The organism is Brevundimonas sp. TWP1-3 (assembly GCF_049896085.1).
In the GTDB taxonomy this organism is placed as follows: Bacteria; Pseudomonadota; Alphaproteobacteria; order Caulobacterales; family Caulobacteraceae; genus Brevundimonas.
In genome coordinates this window covers 649,043-667,588 of record NZ_JAFCTP010000001.1, presented here as the reverse complement: position 1 = coordinate 667,588, position 18,546 = coordinate 649,043, and the positions used below count along the sequence as shown (strand labels likewise).

At 67.0% G+C, this 18,546-nt stretch carries 15 protein-coding genes; all 15 read left to right on the top strand.

Going from position 1 to position 18,546, the window contains the following annotated elements:
- Positions 1–2: 2 nt before the first annotated feature.
- The 15 genes from ACP693_RS03295 (at position 3) to gpJ (ending at position 18,524) form a co-directional block, all read left to right on the top strand.
- The gene (locus ACP693_RS03295; protein WP_426019014.1) at positions 3–1,685 is read left to right on the top strand and encodes a phage portal protein; all 1,683 of its coding nucleotides are present in this window, start codon (positions 3–5) and stop codon (positions 1,683–1,685) included.
- 9 nt (positions 1,686–1,694) lie between these two features.
- On the top strand, positions 1,695–3,257 hold the full coding sequence (locus ACP693_RS03290) for a S49 family peptidase (RefSeq protein WP_426019017.1): 1,563 nt from the start codon (positions 1,695–1,697) through the stop codon (positions 3,255–3,257).
- A 56-nt stretch (positions 3,258–3,313) separates the two neighbouring features.
- A complete protein-coding gene (locus ACP693_RS03285) occupies positions 3,314–3,712 on the top strand; it encodes a head decoration protein (protein WP_426019020.1) in 399 nt (132 codons plus the stop codon).
- 96 nt (positions 3,713–3,808) lie between these two features.
- Positions 3,809–4,888, top strand: a complete 1,080-nt coding sequence (locus tag ACP693_RS03280) for a major capsid protein (RefSeq protein WP_426019022.1) — start codon at positions 3,809–3,811, stop codon at positions 4,886–4,888.
- Between the two features lie 15 nt (positions 4,889–4,903).
- A complete protein-coding gene (locus tag ACP693_RS03275; protein ID WP_426019025.1) occupies positions 4,904–5,242 on the top strand; it encodes a head-tail joining protein in 339 nt (112 codons plus the stop codon).
- Positions 5,242–6,087 (top strand): DUF6441 family protein, encoded by an 846-nt coding sequence (locus tag ACP693_RS03270; RefSeq protein ID WP_426019027.1) that lies wholly within the window; start codon positions 5,242–5,244, stop codon positions 6,085–6,087. The genes ACP693_RS03275 and ACP693_RS03270 overlap by 1 nt, the downstream gene beginning before the upstream one ends.
- Positions 6,087–6,596: a hypothetical protein gene (locus ACP693_RS03265; protein WP_426019030.1), complete on the top strand. Its 510-nt coding sequence runs from the start codon at positions 6,087–6,089 to the stop codon at positions 6,594–6,596. Before ACP693_RS03270 ends, ACP693_RS03265 begins: the two co-directional genes overlap by 1 nt.
- Positions 6,597–6,607: 11 nt before the next feature.
- Positions 6,608–6,913, top strand: a complete 306-nt coding sequence (locus tag ACP693_RS03260) for a hypothetical protein (protein ID WP_426019033.1) — start codon at positions 6,608–6,610, stop codon at positions 6,911–6,913.
- A 25-nt stretch (positions 6,914–6,938) separates the two neighbouring features.
- Positions 6,939–7,928, top strand: a complete 990-nt coding sequence (locus ACP693_RS03255; RefSeq protein ID WP_426019036.1) for a phage tail tube protein — start codon at positions 6,939–6,941, stop codon at positions 7,926–7,928.
- A complete protein-coding gene (locus ACP693_RS03250; protein WP_426019038.1) occupies positions 7,928–8,767 on the top strand; it encodes a hypothetical protein in 840 nt (279 codons plus the stop codon). Before ACP693_RS03255 ends, ACP693_RS03250 begins: the two co-directional genes overlap by 1 nt.
- Before the next feature lie 5 nt (positions 8,768–8,772).
- Positions 8,773–11,292 (top strand): hypothetical protein, encoded by a 2,520-nt coding sequence (locus ACP693_RS03245; RefSeq protein WP_426019041.1) that lies wholly within the window; start codon positions 8,773–8,775, stop codon positions 11,290–11,292.
- Complete coding sequence (locus ACP693_RS03240; RefSeq protein WP_426019044.1) at positions 11,292–12,215, top strand: hypothetical protein; 924 nt, start codon at positions 11,292–11,294, stop codon at positions 12,213–12,215. The genes ACP693_RS03245 and ACP693_RS03240 overlap by 1 nt, the downstream gene beginning before the upstream one ends.
- Entirely contained in the window at positions 12,215–12,688 is a 474-nt protein-coding gene (locus tag ACP693_RS03235) for a hypothetical protein (RefSeq protein WP_426019047.1), read from the top strand. Before ACP693_RS03240 ends, ACP693_RS03235 begins: the two co-directional genes overlap by 1 nt.
- 2 nt (positions 12,689–12,690) lie before the next feature.
- Positions 12,691–13,143: a hypothetical protein gene (locus ACP693_RS03230; RefSeq protein ID WP_426019050.1), complete on the top strand. Its 453-nt coding sequence runs from the start codon at positions 12,691–12,693 to the stop codon at positions 13,141–13,143.
- Positions 13,144–13,172: 29 nt separating this feature from the next.
- A complete protein-coding gene (gpJ, locus tag ACP693_RS03225; protein WP_426029306.1) occupies positions 13,173–18,524 on the top strand; it encodes a TipJ family phage tail tip protein in 5,352 nt (1,783 codons plus the stop codon).
- Positions 18,525–18,546 lie beyond the last annotated feature (22 nt).

Genomic DNA, 18,546 nt, shown 5'->3' with positions numbered 1-18,546 from the left:
GCATGACATTGCTCGACGCCTCGGGGCGCCCCATCAGTTCGGCGCCGCAGCGTCGCGTCCAGGCGCTCGCCGGCGGCTTCGACTTCACGTCAGCCTACGACTCGGGCGGTACGCGTGGACCGGTCATGGCTGATTGGTTCGCACAAATCCGCTCGGCCGATCTTGAATGGATCCCGAACCGCAACCCGTCAGTCGCCCGCGCTCGGGACATCGTGCGAAACGATCCCGTCGGCGCATCGGCGGTCTCGCGTCGTCAGAACTCGGCCATTGGGCGTGGCTGGCGTTTGTCGGCCCGGCCAAATGCGCGTGCGCTCGGCATCGATCCGGCCGTCGCTCGTGACTTGGGTTCTCAGATGGAGATCGAGTTCAGGTCTCACGCCTATGGCCATGCTTTTGAGATGGATGCGGAGCGGCGACTTAACTTCGGGCAGCTGCTGCGCGTCACGACGGCGCATCTGATGGTCGATGGCGATGGCCCGGCTCTCATCGAATGGGCGCCCGACGAAGGCACCCGGTACGCCACACGTCTGCGCCTGGTTGATCCTGACCGGCTGTCCAATCCCATGGGACGGATGGACGATCGCTTCCTGCGCGGCGGCATCGAGCGCAATGGTGTGGGCGTGCCGATCCGCTATTTCTTTAGGGAGCGTCATCCTGCCGACCTGGGCGTGGACGGCCAGCGTTACACCTGGACCGGTTACGATCGCTTCACAGCCTGGGGGCGTCCGCAGGTACTGCATGCCTTCGATCCGCAGCGCGCTGAGCAGACACGCGGCGTTTCTCGCTTCGCTGCGGCACTGAAAAGTTTCCGGTCGTTGTCGAAGTTCGCAGATGCGACGCTTCAGGCTGCGACGATCAACGCCCTGATGGTGGCGTTTGTTAAATCCAGCGCCGGACCGGAAGCGGTCAGCGAATACCTGGCCGTCGATGATTTGAAAGGTTTCGAGACCTCGCGAGAGGGCTTCTACGAGGACAATCCGGTGTCGCTTTCTGGCGGCGCGCGCATGCCCGTCTTGCCGTTCGGCGACGAGATCGAAATGCAGACCGCCTCGCGCGATGTCGCGAGTTTTGACGCCTTCGTGAGGGCCAACATCCGCCTCATCGCGGCGTCGCTGGACGTGACCTACGAAGAACTGTCGATGGATTACAGCCAGACGAACTATTCTTCGGCTCGCGCCGCCATGGTCCATGCCTGGGCTGCGACACAGTCGCTATCGTCGGTTCTTGAGGCGCAAATCGTGCGGCCGTACTACGTCGCCTTTCTGGAGGAGGCATTCGACCGGGGCTATCTGACGGTTCCCGCTGGTGCGCCAGATTTCTACGACGCCATCGACGCCTACGCTGAGGCGAAATGGATCGGCCCCGGACGCGGCTACGTCGATCCGACCAAAGAAATCGACGCTGCGGCGGCCCGGATCGAGGCGGGCGTCTCGACTCTGGAAGATGAGTGCGCGGACCAGGGCAAGGACTGGGAAGAGGTGCTGGACCAGCGCGCGCGAGAACGTGATCGCCTCGCCGAACTCGGCCTAGACATCGCCGCCGGCCTTGGCGGCGCTTCACCGTTGCAAACTGACGCTGAGCAGGAACAGGCGCGTGACGCCCGTCCTGGGGCCTTGGCCCGCGTTCGCGGCGTCGCCCGCTCTGCGGAACACGCCGCCCATCTGGATCAGCGCTCGGGCGCCTGAGGACACACCATGCAAGATGTTCAGCTTCTGGCGTCCCGCTACGCGGGCCGTCCCCTGTTGCTTACGCCAAATGCTGCACGCGATCTGGCGAACCGGGTTCGCGGGGCCGATGCCCGCGTGTTCGAGCGGCCATCACGCATCGGCGCTTTCCTTCGCCGGGTCGGGTTGGCGAACGGCGGCAAGGTCGGGCGCATCCAGGCGATGGATGACGACGATTACGATGGCCCGCCGCCTGTGCCGATGGAACAGCAGTTGGCCTATTCGCCGCGTTGGGTCGGCGACGTCGAAGACACCGGGTTCTGTTGGTCGCTGAAAAATGGCGTCGCGCTCATGTGCTGCGATACGCCACTGGTCGAGCGGGGCGACGAGTTCTGCGGCATGGTCTGGCATGGCTATGACACGCTGCTCCTCGCCATGCGTGAGGCTCTGGCCGACGCGCGGGTTCGGGGCGTCTTCCTGAGGCTGGACACGCCGGGCGGTGTCGTCGGCGGCGGCCTGCCTGCCCTTGCGCAGTTCATGCGGGAGGCGCGTGAGAGCGCAGGCGGCAAGCCGATCTGGGTTTACGCCGACATGGCCTGTTCCGCCGGCTACTGGATCGCCGCCCAAGCGGATCGGATCCTCGCGCCCAGCGTCGGATACGTCGGATCGCTCGGTGCCGTCATGGTCCACGAAGACTGGTCTGGTGCGCTGGAGCAGGACGGCATCGCCATCACCTCGATTGAGTTCCCAGAAGGCGGCGTGAAGACTGAGGGGGCCTGGTGGAAGGCGCTAAGCGAGGCTGGACGCGCAGCCTGGCAGGCGGACATCAGTCACGTCGGAGAGATGTTCTTTTCGGATGTCACGGCGGGCCGGCCGGCTCTGACCCACGACGCCATGCTCGCCATGCGCGCCGACGCCTTCATGGCAGACCACACAGACGCCGGCCGATCGGGCCTGGCGATGCAACTGGTTGATGAGATTGCGACCGAGGAAGCGGCCTTTGCCGCCCTCGTCGCTCACGTAACCGACCCAGCGGAAGATCATTCCGCCGCCGCGCCTGGGCAGCGCGCGTCGGCTTCCACCCCACAGGAGAGGCCAATGGCCACACGAACCCAAGCGGGCGGCAAGCCGACCCGCGCCGCGCAGGTCGCGTCCGCGAAAAGGGCGCTGAAGCTGGCGCAGGCGAACCTTGCGCGCGCCGAAGCGACAGGCGCACCCCCCGAAGACGACGAGGACGCCGAGGAACAGGCGGCCGAACCTAACGAAGGTTCGGAAGGCGACGAGGGTGGCGAAGAAGGCGACGAGCCGGGCGATGACCAGGAAGAGTCGCAAGCGATCGCCGCGTCTGCCGAGGCCAAGACGCATCCTCAACTGGCTCTGGCGGCGATCCAAAGCGGCATGTCGCTGAAACAGTTCCAGGCGACGGCATCCGCAGCCGGAGCCGCTCCGCGCGTCTCCCGTCTGGATGCGGCGATGAACGGCGCGCGCCGGCTCACGCCCGACACTCCGGGCGCATCAGCTCAGGGTCTGGGCGGCGCACTTGTCGCCGATGCCCAGCGGCGAAGGGCTGCCGCCACCGCTCGCGGTCGCTGAGCCTTCCAGCCTTTTGGCCGGGTCGGCTCCGGCGTTTTCGATGAAGGAGACCCGCCATGCAGGTCATCAAAACAAATCAGCCGACGACGCTCGGCGATCTAATCCACTGGGAGGTCAACCCGACCTTCACGACCGAGGACGGCATTCTCTTGGCGGGCGCCGGCGGTGTCCGCGACGTGCCGCAGTTCGCGGTGATCTCGCAGGTGACCGCCAGCAAGAAGCTGCAGCAAATCGACTTCGCGGGATCGGGCGGCGCCAACACCGCCTACGGTGTCAGCCTTCTTCCCGCTCAAGCGGCTGACGGTGTCGATGGCGAGATCAAGTATCTTCGTCGTGGGCCCGCAATCATCCATGCCGAGAGCATCGCTTGGCCCGCCGGCGTGAGCGACGCCAACAAGGCTGCAGCGCTGGCGACCCTCCTCGGCCTCGGCATCCTGGCCAAGACCGGCATCTGACTTCTCGGCCCGCCAGCGGGCCGGCGTTCATCCCAACTGAACTCACCGGTCCGCTGAAGGCTTCGGCCCGCGACCGCAATCCAAGGAAATACACCTATGTCGACGACCGTCGTCACTCAGGACGCGGGCCTGCGCCTGCCCTTCACCACGGTGGAGCTGACCCAGTCCATCAACACCCTCCCGCCGCAGTTCGGCCAAATGGCCCGCGACGGCATGTTCCCGATCGAGCCTCTGGCCTCTGCCTATATCGAGATCGTTTCGGAAGGCGGCGCGATCTACGCCCTCCCGATCACGGACGAAGGTCGCCCCGCCACGATCGCCCGCCGCGATAAGGGCCAGTCGCTGATCTTCAAAATCCCGAACATCACCCATGAAGACAGCGTGCTGGCTAACGACATTCGCAACTGGTTGGCTGCGGCGCAGCGCACGCGCCGACCCGAAACGTTGGTCAACCTGGTCAACAAGCGTCTCGAAAAACTGCGCCGCAAGTTCGATCTGACGCTCGAACTGCTGCGGGTCTCCGCCTTGTCGGGCAAGATCATCGATGGCGGAGGCGGCGAAGTGTACGACCTCTTCACCGCCTTCAATGTGGTCCAGCAGATCGTCTATTTCGATCTGGCCAACGCCAACGCGGACGTAAACGCCAAGTGCGGCGAGGTGATCGACATCATCGGTCAGAACCTCAACGACGAAAGCATGAACGGTGTCGTGGCCCGCGTGTCGCCTGGCTTCTTCAACAAGCTGATCGCTCACAAATCGGTCCGCGAACTCTACCTCAATACGGTCAATGCCCTTGCGCTGGCCGCGATCGTTCGCACGGACGACGGCCAGTACCGTCCTCGTGAGTTCGCGCACGGCGGCCTGCTCTTCAGGGAATACAACGCCAAGATCCCGATGGCGGACAAGTCGCTCTGGACTCCGTTCCCTGGAGACACGGGCGTCGCCTATCCCGACGGCACGCTGGACAGCCACGTCACCTACGCCGCGCCGCCTCTCGACATTCGCGAGCTGGACGGCGAACCGGCCGACGGCGGGTCGGACGATGATCTGATCCACCTGAGCGAAGAACCCATGAAGCACGGTCGTGGGCTTGAGTGGTCGGGGCAGATGAACGCCCTGCCCCTGTGGCGTCGCCCGGCGACCTTGGTCAAGCTGAGCGCAGCGGCCTCGGCTTAAGACGGAGGGCGGCGAATGTTCGGTCAACATCTCGCCGCCCTCGATGCGGCCGTTTTTGCGCACCTCAGCGATGACACGGCGGCGATCTGGTCTCGACCAGGTGCCTTCGACACGACGGTGGCGGCGCTGTTCGATCGGGTTGAACAGGCGGGGTCGATCGGCGGCATGTCCGTGATCGACTTCGCCGATGTCGTGCGGATCTCGGTCGCTGAGGTCGAGGTTCGCCGGCCGGGACAGTCGCCTCAGTCCGGCGACCTGTTCATCGTCGGCGGCGTCCAGGCGGTCGTCCATGGCGAGCCGTGGCGCGACGCGCAACAGAACGGCCGCGACTGGCTCTGTCCCGTTAGCCGCTGATGGCCAGTTTGTCAGGCCGGTCGGCGTGGGGGCTGGCGACGGCGGATAGCAGCGCGTCCCGGCCGTCGCGCATCGGCCATCAAAGCCAAGGCGGAGCGGCCGTAAAGCTAACGGTCGAGAGCGCGTCAGAAGGCGACCTGGGCCTTGCCCTTCAGGGAAAGCTTCAGGCCTCGATCGACGACCAGCTGAAGGCGCTGCACGGCGCCTACTGGCGGGCGATGAGCCGGGTCGTCGAGGCCGGCAAGGGCCGGCTGCGCGCGGACATCATCGCAGGCGGTTTCCACAACGCGCGCTCGCTCGCGAACACCTGGCGCGGCAACGCCTATCCCCGCGACAAGAACAGCCTCGACGTCGCAGGCTGGATCTACACCCGCGCTGGCATGCTGATCTCGGTGTTCGAAGAGGCGACCGTCATCAAGGTCGCCGGCAATGCCCAGTTCCTGGCCATCCCCCTCGGTCCGGCCAAGGCGATCGTCCGTCGCCTGCAGAAGCAAAAGAAAAAGGGCCTGATCGGGCGCAACGCCTGGGGCCGGTTCGAGAAGGATGATTCCTACGTCGAGCAGGTGGCGCGCGCCATGGGCGTGGACCTGGTCCCGATCATCGCGGCGGATCGTCAGACGGGCGTCCTGGTCGCCGCCGACAAGCGCGCCCTGACCCCGACCGGACGCAAGGCCAAGGGCCTGTCCAAGCCGCCGACACCTCTGTTCGCCCTCGCCAAGACGGCGACCCTGCGCAAGCGGATCAAGGGCCGGGCGCTGCTCGACGAGATCATGAAGAATTTCCCCAGCGACTTTGTCCACGCCCTGATGGGCGAACTGGCCGTCGATCAGAAAGAGGGCGGCTGATGACCAACCGCGAAGCCCTGCTCCAGGCCCTGGTCGCGCTGACCGCCACCGACTCCTCGTTGCCGCCGGCGCAGCTGGACGAACCGGAGCCGACGCGCTGGGAGCCACGCCTGGGCGGCGTCGCCATCGCCGGCGAACTGCTGCACGCCCTGGCGGTCCAGGATGCGACGCCGGAAACCCTCGCCTTCGTGCGGGGCGCCGAGATCGACGAGGCGGGTGAGGAACTCGAATTCACGCCCGTCATCGCCTACGCCGTCCAGGCCAAGCCGGGCATTGGCGATACGACCGATCAACTCCGCGCTGCGCGCCGGCTGGCCCGCGATGAAGGTGTGCGGTTGATCGCGGATCTGATCGCCAGCGACCGCACCCTCGGCGTCGAGGCCGAAGTCTACGCCGAGGTGCTGCCCCCGGCCCGTGACGACGACGTCGCCTTCGTCAACGCCCTGCCGTCCGCCACGGCCCTGATCCCGATCCGCATCCTCTACACCGGCCGCGACGCGGCCTCCTGAAGGAGACTTCGATGCCCAAAGCCATCGGCGATACCGCCGCTGACAAACCCGGTTCGTCAGCAAACGACGCGCCGCCGCCCGAGCGCAGCCCGCTGGACCACGATGGCGACGGCCGCAAGGGCGGCGTCGCGCCTGTCCCCGCTGTTCAGCATCTGGCCGTGATCCAGGACGATCCCGAGCGTCGCCTCGTCCACGGCCAGGTGATCGGCGTCTCCGATCACGACGCCAAATTGCTGCTGGCGACCGACAGCGTGCGCGTCGCCACCGACGTCGAGGTCGAGCTGGCCCAGCCCTTCGTCCACCTCTGGACATCCTGACCTTCCCCTAACCGGAGCTTCCGCCATGACGACTTCGAACGATCCGCGCGGCCGTCTGGCCGAACTCTACAGCGCCTCTCAGACGGCCCTCATCACCCCGGCCGTCGCGCCGGGTCAGACCTTCTTCCGTCGTCACTTCTACGACTGGACGCCCTCGCCGCAGGAAGAGCCGCAGGACGACGAGCTGATGGGCGGCGGCTTCGCCAACTCGATCGACGCCCGGCCGGCCGCCCCGGACATCCACCGGGCCTCGCTGCGTGTGGCCTGGCCGCTGGATCTGGCGCAGATCGGCTTTGTCCTGACCGAGCTGCTGGGTGTGCCGGCGACGTCGGGCGCCTCGCCCTATGTCCACACCTTCGACAGTGCGACGACGGTTGTGCCAAGCCGCACCTTCGAGCGGCGTCTGGCGGCCGGTCAGTATGACGGCGCCGTCGGCGCTGTGGCGCGCTCGCTCCAGTTCCCGATCGGGTCGGACCGAGGCTACACCCGCGTCACCGCAGATTACTTCGCGCGGGAGGCGCTGGAGCAGTACGGAGCATCAGTTGCGGGCACGCCGGAAACCCCGACCATCAACAGCCGCGTCCCGCGCGCCGTCGGCACGATCAAGCGCGGCGGCACCCAACTGGCCGCCGTGATCTCGGGTGACGCCACGATCGCCAACGTCCTAGGCGAAGACAGCTACGCCGGGTCCAAGTTCGTCGATGACGTGGCGCTGGAAGGGCGAACGGCGGCGATCAACATCACTGGCCGCTTCAAGGGCGCCGCCATGCGCGACCTCGGCAAGGTGCCTGTCGGCGGCTTCATCCAGGAAGCGTCGGACTTCGATCTGGAATGGGCGCTGTCGGCGACCCTGAAACTGGTCCTTACCATTCGCAACGTCCGCTTCGCCCGCGTCGCCATCGGCACCAGCGGCCCCGGCCGCATCGACGTGCCGCTGCGCGGCCGGGCCGAGATCGGCGCCAACGCCTCCATGGTCACGGCGGTCCTGACCAACACCACGCCGGGCTACACCTGATGCAGCCGAAACACGACGCCTGGTCGCCGACCGAACCTGAGTGGGTGTCGCTGGCGCCGGGCGTCAAATGGCTGCTGCGCCGCCCGGATGGCGCGGATAAGATGGTGGTGGCCTCGGACGTGTCCCAGGCCATGTCGCGCATCTATCAAGGCCGGGCCGAGCTGGAGGCGCTGGGGCTGGACAATGAGATGGCCGGCGCCGACCACATCCTCAGCCTGGACCAAATCGTCGGCTATAGCTCCCTGCTGACCGCGAGCCGCTATGCCCGGCTGTGCCTGATGGATTGGGAGGGGATCGACGATCCCAAGAGTGGCGATAGACTCGACTTCGCTGATCCGTCCGCCATCCATGACGCGCTGGTCTTCGGCCCGCCGGGTGGGGGTTCGCCCCTGCTGTCGCCATTCCTGGCCTGGATCGATCAGCCCCGTCGGCCCATGGGCGCCGAGACCGTGCGGCTTCGCGCCCTGGCCAAGGATCACTGGAGCGGCGGAGCGGAGCGGTGCCGGGCCTGTGCGGACGAGTCCGATCCCTGCGCCAAGGGCGGATCGGTCGAGGGCGAGATCTGCCCGCGCCTGAAAAGTACGCCCCTGACCCCCGAAGGCATCGCGGCCTGGGAGATCGTCAGCAGCGCCAGCGGTCTGTGGGAACGCGCCGGCATGTCGGGAGTGGTCACGGGCCTGCACTTCCGCGACGCCCTGCTGGTGTTCGAGGCGCAATGCGCCGGCGGGCGCGAGCAGCTCGACTTCGCCGCCGCCTTCGCCGCCTTCCGCGCGATCGAGGCCGGCCGCCTGGAAGCCGAGGCCGAGCAGGCCAAGGCTGACGCTGACCTCAAGGACTGATCGCAATGGCGGATGGCGGCGGCATCAACCTTCGGCTTTCGCTGAAGGGGGCGGAACAGGTGCGCGCCGAGCTGGCCAGCATCGGCCCGGCCGGCAACCGCATGGCGCGCGATCTCGACCGCGCGCTGCGTCAGCCGTCGGGCGGCATGAAGGCGCTGGACACGGGCATGCGGGAGGCGCGTAGCGGCCTTGACGGCTTCGCCTCGCGCGCCGGTCCGGTCGGCTCGGTGCTGCAATCCTTTGGGGGCTGGGGGATGGCTGCGGCGGCGGGCTTCGCCGCTGTGGCCGCTGGCGCCGCCGCTGCGATCCAGATCGCCAATCAGGCGACGGCTGCCGCCGCTGACCTGACCGATGCGGCGGATCGCATCGGCGTCGGCACAGAGGCGCTTCAGCAATGGCGCTATGTGGCGGATGAGGCCGGGGTGCCCGTCCAGGCGCTTGAGGCGGATCTCGAAAAGCTGAACGGCGTCCTCGGTAAGTTCAAGATGGGCATCGGTGATGCGAAGCTGAAGCCTTGGTTCCAGGAACTTGGCATCAGCAAAGCCGATCTCGACAGCATCACGACTGCAGATCAACTGATGCTGATGCTGGCCGACCGCCTGGGTCAGATCTCCGACCGATCCAAGCAAGTGGCGGCGGCGCGCGCCTTCGGCATCGAGGCGTCGTTGCCGGCCTTGCGCTTGGGCGAACAGGGCGTGCGCGATCTGCTGGAGGCTTCAAAGGAACTCGGCGTCGTCCTGGATGCCGAAACAGTCCAGAAGCTGGACGAGGCTGACCGCAAAGCTGAGCTGGCTGGTCAGCAGCTCAAGACGCTGGCGCACGGCGCCGTCGAACCGCTCGCGACCGCCATGGCGAATGCCGGCGCCTATCTGTCAAACCTGACTTTGGAGTTCAGTCGGATCGAGGCGCGGACGCCGGGCTGGATCCAGAACTTCATGGCGCTTTCGCGCGTCATGCCTGGCACAGGGGCGATCCAGCGTGTTGCCGAATATGTGGTCGCTCAGCAGGTCCGCGCCCGACGGAATCCTTCGGCGTTGCCGACGCCTGGCATCAGCGCCGGTGAAGCCGGTGTCGATTTGGATGATCCCGCGCTCATGCGGCAAGGTCGCGCGGCAGCGGCCTTGGGTTCCGGCGGCGGCTATCAGCTGCAGGGGCATGACGCCAAGGGTGGTGGTGGCGGGGGCGACGGCGGCGCAGCGCGCCGAGCGGCGGCCGAGGCCGAGAGAAAACAGCGAGAGATCGAGCGCCTGTATGAGCAGCTTGATCGTGAAGTCACCTCAAGCCGCCGCGATGTCACTCAGGAGCGTTGGTCTGGCGAGGCACCGGCCGACCGCGCCCAGCTTGCAAAGAGTCTCGCCGCTTTGGACCGCAAGGAGCGGGACGACAAGATCGAGGAGATGCGCAAGGATCTCGAAAGGAAGGGTGCGCTGGATGAGCGGCGTCAGCTGCTGCTCCGTCAGATCGCCGACATGAACGCAGAGGCTGATGCTCTCGCGGACAACCGGATTATCGAAGAGCAGACAAAGGCCGAGAAGGAGGCCCGGCTTCAGGCCGAGCAGGCCTACAGCGACATGCAGGCCGAGATCCTTTCCCTCGCATCCGCGACAGCGCGAACTTCGGATGAGCGGCGGGCGATCGAGCTGAGCATCCTTGAGATCGCGCAGCGGCGCCAAAAGGCGGATCTGGAAGCTGCCATTGAAGCCGAGAAGGAACCGGCCGCCCGCGCCCGTCTGGTCGCGGCCTTGGAAAACCTGCCGAACCTTCACGCTGCTCAGACGGACCGCGTCCAACGTGACAACGCCGGACCATTCGCGGCCTGGCGCGAGGCGCAGATGACGGGGCCGCAGTCGCAAGAGTGGCTTCAGGGTGAGGCGCTGGACGCGCTGGACGGCATGAACAAGGGCCTGATGGACGCCTGGAAGAATGCCGAGGGCGCGGGCGATGCGCTGAGCCGGATGGGCCGTGCCGGTATCGACGCCTTGGGGCAGATCAAGGATGCGCTGCTAAAGGTGGCGATCCAGCAGATGATCATCCAGCCCCTGACCAACGCCCTATTCGGGGGCGGCAAGTCGGGCGGGGGCGGCGGCTTCCTCAGCAACCTGATGAGCAACATCATGGACTCCGTGGGCCTGGGCGGATCCGGCAAGGTTCCGATTAAGGCGGGCAAGGCGCGCGGCGGCCTGAACCCGTCTCGCGGCCTGGTGCCTGTCGGCGAATACGGCATCGAGTTGATGGACATGCCGGCGGGCGCGCGGATCTACGACACCGAGCGGACCGAGAGAATGCTGCGGGACGCGACGACGGGCGGCGGCCGGGGTGGCGGCGGTGTCATGCAGCCGACCTTCAACATGCCGGTGACCGTCGTGAACAACGGCTCCGAAAAACTCCAGGCCACGACGCGCCAGACGCCGGATGGGATCGACGTCCTGCTGGAACCGATGGTCCGAAAGGCTGTCGGTAAGATGGGGTCGGACGGCTCGCTGGCCAAAGCGCACCACCAGACGCCAAGAGGGAAGACACGCTGATGGCGAATGGTCTGTGGAATGCGGGCTTCCTTCAGGGCGCCGAACATTGGGTCACGGTCGGCGGCGGCGCACTGGCCGTGGACGAAACCCTGCGGGGTGCGCCGGGGCGTGCCGTGCTGAAGGCCTCGCGCCTGGCCGCGACCATCGGTCTGACCGCGCCGGTCGAGCCGGCCGCCGCCGATCGCGTCGCGGTCTCGGCCGGTGACGTCGTGGAGTTCTCGGCCGGCGCTCTGGGTCTGCTGGGCGTGGTCGAGGCGCCGGCCGCGCCGCGCGCCTGGGCCGTCTTCTACAATGCGGCAGGGACGGTGCTGGAAACCCGGCCGCTGGTCGTTCGGCCGCCCGAGGTAGCAACCCACGGCCTGGGTCTCGCCGGCGTCCGCGCCAGCTTCTATGGCGTCCAGCAACGCGAGATGGCGCCGGCGGGCGCCGCAAAGGCGACGTTGCGGGTGGAGGCCGTCTCGACCGCCGCGAACCAGACTGTCGCCGCCCTGCTACTGAAGCCGATGGTGGCGAAAGTTTCAGCGGCGCGAACGCTGCCGCTGGCATGGACGCCGGGTCAGCACAGCAGCAGCGATCTGGCGTTCGCCGCCTGGCCGGTGATCCTGCGGCCCTTCCGCGCCGGTGCCGGCGGCGAGGTCCAGCCGGGGCGTGTCGAGTACCAGGCCGGCGCTGGTCGGCCGAAGTCACGGCGCACGGCTCTGGATCCCGTGCGCAAGTTCATGGGTCAGGTGCGTTGTGATGGCGTGGAGCGCGCCTTCCTGGAACAGTTCTGGCGCGAGGGGCTGGCCGACTTCTGGATCGTTGAGCCGGACACCGATCGGCTGTGCATCGCCAGCTGGGCCGCTGACGGGGCGCCGATGATGGTCGAGCAACGCGGCCTGACCTGCATGATGCAGGTCGGTCTCTGGATGGAGACGGCCTGATGCCCACCCCCGTCAGCGAGGACATGGTCGAGGCGGCCTGGCGTCGCGAAGAGGATCCTGTCGCCCAGCTGATCGTCATCCGATCCGACGCGGATCCCGATCCGATCACCGTCACGGACTGGCCCGAGGGCATTACGTCCAATGGCGTGGACTATCCGCACTATCCCTTCGAGCTGGTCTGGCACGGCGCCAGCAAGGATGAGCCGTTCGGCAAGGGCAAGCTGACGATCGGCAATGTGGACAAGCGGATTGAGGAGGCTTGCGACGCCGCCTTGACGCCGCCTGAGGTCGATCTGTCGCTTGTCCGGGTCGATGCCCCGGATGTGGTCGAGAAGGCCGTCCTGGGGGCCAAGGTGCCCAACGTCGAGGGCGACGCCATGCGGGTCAGTGCCGTGATCCGCCCGCGCGACTTCAGCGAAGAGCCGGCCTGCGCGACGAAGTACGTGCCCTCGACCACGCCCGGCATGTTCTGACCATGGAGATGGTCGTGCCGGCGGATCTGGAGCGCCGGGTCGCGGCGCTTATCGGCGTGCCGTTCCGGGTGAGGGGTGATGACCTGGACGGTTGGGATTGCCGGGGTTGCGCGCGCTGGTGCCTTAAGCATCTGTGCGGCGTGGACGTGCCAGACTATCTGGACCTCTACGCCTCGACGATCATCGCCGTGTCCGGCCGGCGCGAGCGCGCGCGGCTGCTGGGTGAGGGGCTGGCCCAGACCTGGCGGCCGGTTCCGCCTCAGGCCGGCGCGGTCGCCCTTCTATCCTGGCTCGGCTCGGCCGGGCATGTCGGCTTCATCCTTTCGCCGACGAAGATCCTCCACGCGGACATCCGCGTCGGAACGGCGGTGCTGGATCTCGATGATCCGGCCGCCGCCTACAGGCTGAAGGGCGCCTTCGTCCCGGCCTTCGTCACCGACATCCGCCACGCCTGACGGCGCGGCCCTATTTCTTGTGAGGCCCCATGGCTGACGGCAGCGTCCCTATTGTGCTGTCACCGGAGCCGTTCGCGCGCACGACGGTCTACGTCGAGGCGCCGGCCGGCTGCACGGTGCGGACCATGCTCGCTTCGGCGATCACGCACGGCCATCTGCAGCTCGACGACCTGCCGCGCACCAACGTCTATGTCGACGGCGAACGCCTCGATCGCGAAGAGGCGCTGTCGCTGGTGCTGGCCGAGGGTCAGGTCGTCAATGTCGTGGTCGAGCCGCTAGGCGGCGGTGGCGGCAAGAAAGACATCGGCCAGATCCTGCTGACCATCGCGGTCATCGCGGTCAGCATGTGGGTCGGCGGCCCGACCGGCCCCCTCAAGGCCTGGCCCTTGCTGGCCAAACAGGTCGCGGCGGCGGCGATCCTGACGGCGGGACAGATGGCGGTCGCCGCCATCTTCAAGCCCGAGACCAACATCGCCAAGGTGAACGATCGCTACGCCCTGTCGTCGGCCTCGAACCAGTATCGGCCCTGGGCGTCCATGCCGATGGCGCTGGGCGAGGTGGTGGTCGCGCCGGATCTGGCCGTAAAGACCTTCACCCAGGCGCAGGGCGAGGATCAATGGATTTACGGCATCCTCGGCCTGCACTACGGCCCCTGCACGGCCGAAGACCTGAAGATCGGCGACACCCTGGTCAGTTCCATGGGCGCCAGCGACGTGCGCGTGGCCTATCACTTGACGCCCGGACCCCGCGCCTTCTCGATCGTGGCCAACGACACCGACCAGCTGGACCTTCAGGAAGAGCTGGCGGCGACCGTCAGCGGATCGACGGCTGTCGTCCGCGCGGCCTCGGCCGAGGGGGAGCGGTTCGAGTTCGACTTCTTCATGCCGCAGGGCCTGTATTTCGCGAAGGATGACGGCCGCAAGATCGCCGCGTCTCTGACCGTCACAATCCGCTATCGGCCGATCGACCAGAACGGCGTGCCGACCGGATCGGGCGCTTGGGCGGACGGCCTGACGATTCCGCTGTCGTCCGCCTCCAGCGATCCTTGGCGCATCATGCGCGAACTGGCTCTGCCGCTCGGCCGGTACGAGTTCGAGGTCAAGCGGTCGAAGCTGGAAGACGACAACGCCAAGCGCAAGACCGACATCGGCTGGACGGCCATTCGCGCCATCGCTTTCCGCAAGCCGGTGCTGGATGAGACCCTGTCGCTGATCGAGTTCGCGGTTCGCGCGTCGGCGCTGAACCAGGGCAACCTCGCGCCCTTCACCTGCCGGATCACGCCCGTCTGCGAGACCTGGAACGGCTCGGCGTGGGGAACGCCGGCGCCGACGTCGAACCCGGCCGCGATCACGCGCTGGCTGATGACCGGTCCTGCCCCCGCCATCCCACTGACGAAGCCGCAGGCCGACGTCGGCCTGCGGACCTGGGCGGCGCTGTGCGACCAGTATAACTGGAAGTCCCACATCTACCTGACCGAGGACCGCAAACAGGATGCGGTCATGCAGCTGCTGGGCATGAACGGCCGCGCCAGCCTGTTCTGGGACGGGACGCAGCTGGTGTCCGCGCCGTGGGTCGAGAAGCCCGCGCCGCGTCAGTTGTTCGCCGGATCGAACCTGAAGGATCACCGCTGGGAAATCGTCTATCCCGACACGGTCCACGCCCTGCGCGTCGAGTTTCAGAACATCGATCAAGGCGGCGAGGCGGACGAGATCTACGTCTATGCCGACGGCTATGGCGAGACGGCCGATCCCGCCAACAACATCCTGCCGGCGACGCTGGTCGAGGCCCTGCGGCTGGAAGGCCAGCAGACGATCGAGCGCGCCTATCGCGACGGGCGCTGGAACCTCGGCGCCCGCATGCATCAGCGCCGGGTGGATAGCTGGTCCACGGATATCGGGCATATCGTCTGCCGCTACGGCGACCGCGTGCGCCTGGCCTGGGACCGCGTGGGGACGGCCAACGCCACGGTGCGCAACCGCCTGTGGTCCGGCGCTTTGGTGTCCGGCCTGAGATTGAGCCAGCCGGTGCGGATGGAGCCGGGAAAAACCTACGCCCTCGACCTTCGCCTGCCCGATCAGGTCATCACCGGCGTGCCGATCGTCAATACGGCGACGACGGGCGATGTCGTGACCCGCTCGATCCTGTTCGCGGACCTGCGCAACGCCAACGTTTCCCCGCGCGGCGGCGATTTGGTGGCCTTCGGCGAGCCTGAGCGGATCAGCGAGGACGTCGAGATCATCGGGATCACGCCGGGCACGGACCTGACGGCCAACATGGTGGGCATCCGCTACGTCGCGCCGCTGCTGATGGCCGGCGAGACCGGGCCGATCCCGCCGCTGCAAAGCCGCCTGACCCGCGACCGCGCCATGGACCCGCCCATGCCGACCCTGCTCGGCTGGCAGGTGAACGAGGAAGGTGTGCGGATCGGTTTCTCCATGCCGCCCTGGCGCGGGTCGCCGATCACCGGCTTCACCGTCCGCTGGCGCCAGACGCCGGCGGCGGGTCAGGCGTCTACGTGGCTGCAACTGCCCGACCTTCCCGCCAACGCCATGACGGCGGTGACCCCTCCCCTGCGCGAGTTGCCGGCCGAGAGCACGAACGTCACCAGCGCCCAGGTGCAAATCGTCGCCGTGACGGCCGACGGCCGCGCGTCGCCGGCGCTCCAGATCACGGTGCAAGAGGCGGCTATCCAACAGCCGCCGGCCGGCGACTGGAGCGTGACGGAACTGACGGAAGCGCCGGATGGCTCACGCCAGTCCGGGTTCCTGGTCATCGGCCTGGTGGGGTCGATCAATCCCCGTCGCGTGACGGTGGAGTACGGCGCCTCGACCAACGGTCCCTGGGATGCCGCCTTCGACGGCGCGCCAGTCCAGGGGGTTGTCCGTGCGCCGATCCTTGGGATGCAACCCGGCGCTCAGTGCTGGATCGCCATCACCTATTGGACGGCGCAGGCCGCTGCGCCCAGCGTTCGACGCGTGCTCGGGCCGTTCACGGCGCCGCCCCTCGTCGCCGATGTGTCGCCCAACGCCCCCGGCCTGTCTCAGATCAAGGCGGACATCGCGGCGGCGTTCGGCGACATCCTGGATGTGTCGGGGCGGATCGATCAGACCCGCGCCGATCTCGACGCCGCCGACCAGAACCTGGTCAATGCGATCACCGGGGTGGACGCCAAGGCTAACCAGCTCGTCGAACTGACGGCCGAGCTGGAGGTCTCGGACCAGAACCTCATCAACGCGATCACGGGGGTGGACGCCAAGGCGAACCAGCTGGTCGAACTGACGGCCGAGCTGGAGATCGCCGACCAGAACCTCATCAATGCGATCGGCGGGGTGGACGACAAGGCTAACCAGCTCGTCGAACTGACGGCTGAACTGGAGGACAACAAGGCCAGCGTGGCGTCGTTGAACGCGCAGGTGGCGCGGATCGACGGGGTCGAGGCCGTCAATGCGACGCAGGCCTTGGCCCTGGTCGATCTGGAAAACGGCAAGGTCGCGCTGAGCGAATACAATACGCTGAAGGGCGAGGTCACGTCGGCGCGGGGTGAGGCGCCGTCGCTGCTGGGCCAAATCCAGAGCCTGAAATCCGTCGATCTGGATCTAGAGAACAACAAGGCCAGCGTGGAATCGCTGGATGCGCAGGTCGCGCGGATCGACGGGGTCGAGGCGGTCAATGCGACGCAGGCCCTGGCTCTGGTCGATCTGGAAAACGGCAAGGTCGCGCTGAGCGAATACAATACGCTGAAGGCCGAGGTCACGGCGGGGCGAGACGGGGCGCCGTCGCTGCTGGGCCAGATCCAGAACCTGAAATCCGTCGATCTGGATCTGGAGAACAACAAGGCCAGCGTGGAATCGCTGGATGCGCAGGTCGCACGGATCGACGGGGTCGAGGCGGTCAATGCGACGCAGGCCCTGGCTCTGGTCGATCTGGAAAACGGCAAGGTCGCGCTGAGCGAATACAACACGCTGAAGGCCGAGGTCACGGCGGGGCGAGACGGGGCGCCGTCGCTGCTGGGCCAGATCCAGAACCTGAAATCCGTCGATCTGGATCTGGAGAACAACAAGGCCAGCGTGGAGACCGTCAACGCCCTGACGGCAAGAACGACCAATGCCGAAGCCGAGATCATCGATCTGGAGAACGCCCTCGCAACCGAGGCCCAGATCCGCGCCGAAGCGGTGAACCAGTTGTCGGTTCGGCAAAACCCGCGCGCCAACATCGTCAGCAACAGCTCGGGCGCGCAGGGCATGAAGGGCTTGACGCGCTTCGGTTTGCGATCGGTCGAAGCATATCCGGTTACTGCCGACGGTCCGCAGTTCGTGGCGGCGGCGCCCAACGCCGTCGGGGAAAACTTCGGCGCCATATCGCCCGCATTCCCGATCAACGGCGGCGAGCGTTATTCGCTGCAAGCCGAGCTTGCAGCCGCAGACACCATCAGCGGAACGGTTCGGGCGCTTGCCTTCTACCTCGACGCTGGCGGGTCTCAGGTCGGGTCGCCGCAGTCGGTAGAGTATCCGGCCGGTGACTGGGCGCTGCGCAAGAGCGAGGGCTTCCTCGCCCCCGTCAGCGCCGTGCAGGTCAGGTTGCAGATCGACGCCGCCGCGACGTTCGGCGCTGGGGGCGCGGCCGGGTGGCGTCGGATCAAGCTGGAACGCGGCATGGTCTGCACGCCGTGGACCGACGACGCTTCGGCGGCGTCGATGTCCGCTTCGCTCACCGACCAGTCGCTGGCCATTCTCGATCTGGAGAACCAGAATGCTTTGGCCAGTTGGTACAAGATCGCAGACGCGGCGGGCGGGAAGCCGACCCGGATCGGCCTGCAATCCTCCGCCTTCGGCAACTTCATCGCCCTGGACGCCGAGCAAATCTACTTCGGCGACAACACCGTCTTCGACAATGCCAGCGACACGATCCAGACGGTCTGGGGCACGACCCGCAAGGTGATGGCCTGGGGCGCACCGTTCGGGTCAGACAATCTGGTCGAGTGGGTCGGCCCCAGCAGCATCGCCCTCGGCTCCATGACGAAGGCCAACGCCGGGTTCTGGGTCGATCAGTCCGCCGCCTACGGCCCCACACCCCTGCCGTCGTTCTGGGCCAAGGTGACGCCGACGCAGATCACCCGGTCGCGGACGGGGGCCGGATCGATCAGCACCGCGCTGAATGACGTGATCGTCACCTGCTACACCGGCACATCGGGAGCGACCTGCAACTGGTCCCGCGTCTCTGGTGACGCTTCGATCAGCTACCCCACGACCGGCTTCACGCCCGTGTTCAACACGACGCTGGCGGCCGGTCAGACAAAGACCGCCCTGTTCGTCGGACTGGTGGCCAAGGGCGGGGACGTGGACCTCGTCTACGTCAACGTCGAGTTCTCCGACAACGTCTGATCATCAACCCAAAGGAGCCTGC

Excerpts from the sequence above, each read along its gene's own strand:
- ACP693_RS03240 (WP_426019044.1), top strand. The coding sequence starts at position 11,292 with ATGGCGAATGGTCTGTGGAATGCGGGCTTCCTTCAGGGCGCCGAACAT.
- ACP693_RS03260 (WP_426019033.1), top strand. The coding sequence starts at position 6,608 with ATGCCCAAAGCCATCGGCGATACCGCCGCTGACAAACCCGGTTCGTCA.
- ACP693_RS03235 (WP_426019047.1), top strand. The coding sequence starts at position 12,215 with ATGCCCACCCCCGTCAGCGAGGACATGGTCGAGGCGGCCTGGCGTCGC.
- ACP693_RS03290 (WP_426019017.1), top strand. The coding sequence starts at position 1,695 with ATGCAAGATGTTCAGCTTCTGGCGTCCCGCTACGCGGGCCGTCCCCTG.
- ACP693_RS03250 (WP_426019038.1), top strand. The coding sequence starts at position 7,928 with ATGCAGCCGAAACACGACGCCTGGTCGCCGACCGAACCTGAGTGGGTG.
- ACP693_RS03295 (WP_426019014.1), top strand. The coding sequence starts at position 3 with ATGACATTGCTCGACGCCTCGGGGCGCCCCATCAGTTCGGCGCCGCAG.
- ACP693_RS03270 (WP_426019027.1), top strand. The coding sequence starts at position 5,242 with ATGGCCAGTTTGTCAGGCCGGTCGGCGTGGGGGCTGGCGACGGCGGAT.
- ACP693_RS03230 (WP_426019050.1), top strand. The coding sequence starts at position 12,691 with ATGGAGATGGTCGTGCCGGCGGATCTGGAGCGCCGGGTCGCGGCGCTT.
- ACP693_RS03255 (WP_426019036.1), top strand. The coding sequence starts at position 6,939 with ATGACGACTTCGAACGATCCGCGCGGCCGTCTGGCCGAACTCTACAGC.
- ACP693_RS03280 (WP_426019022.1), top strand. The coding sequence starts at position 3,809 with ATGTCGACGACCGTCGTCACTCAGGACGCGGGCCTGCGCCTGCCCTTC.
- ACP693_RS03285 (WP_426019020.1), top strand. The coding sequence starts at position 3,314 with ATGCAGGTCATCAAAACAAATCAGCCGACGACGCTCGGCGATCTAATC.
- ACP693_RS03245 (WP_426019041.1), top strand. The coding sequence starts at position 8,773 with ATGGCGGATGGCGGCGGCATCAACCTTCGGCTTTCGCTGAAGGGGGCG.
- ACP693_RS03275 (WP_426019025.1), top strand. The coding sequence starts at position 4,904 with ATGTTCGGTCAACATCTCGCCGCCCTCGATGCGGCCGTTTTTGCGCAC.
- ACP693_RS03265 (WP_426019030.1), top strand. The coding sequence starts at position 6,087 with ATGACCAACCGCGAAGCCCTGCTCCAGGCCCTGGTCGCGCTGACCGCC.
- gpJ (WP_426029306.1), top strand. The coding sequence starts at position 13,173 with ATGGCTGACGGCAGCGTCCCTATTGTGCTGTCACCGGAGCCGTTCGCG.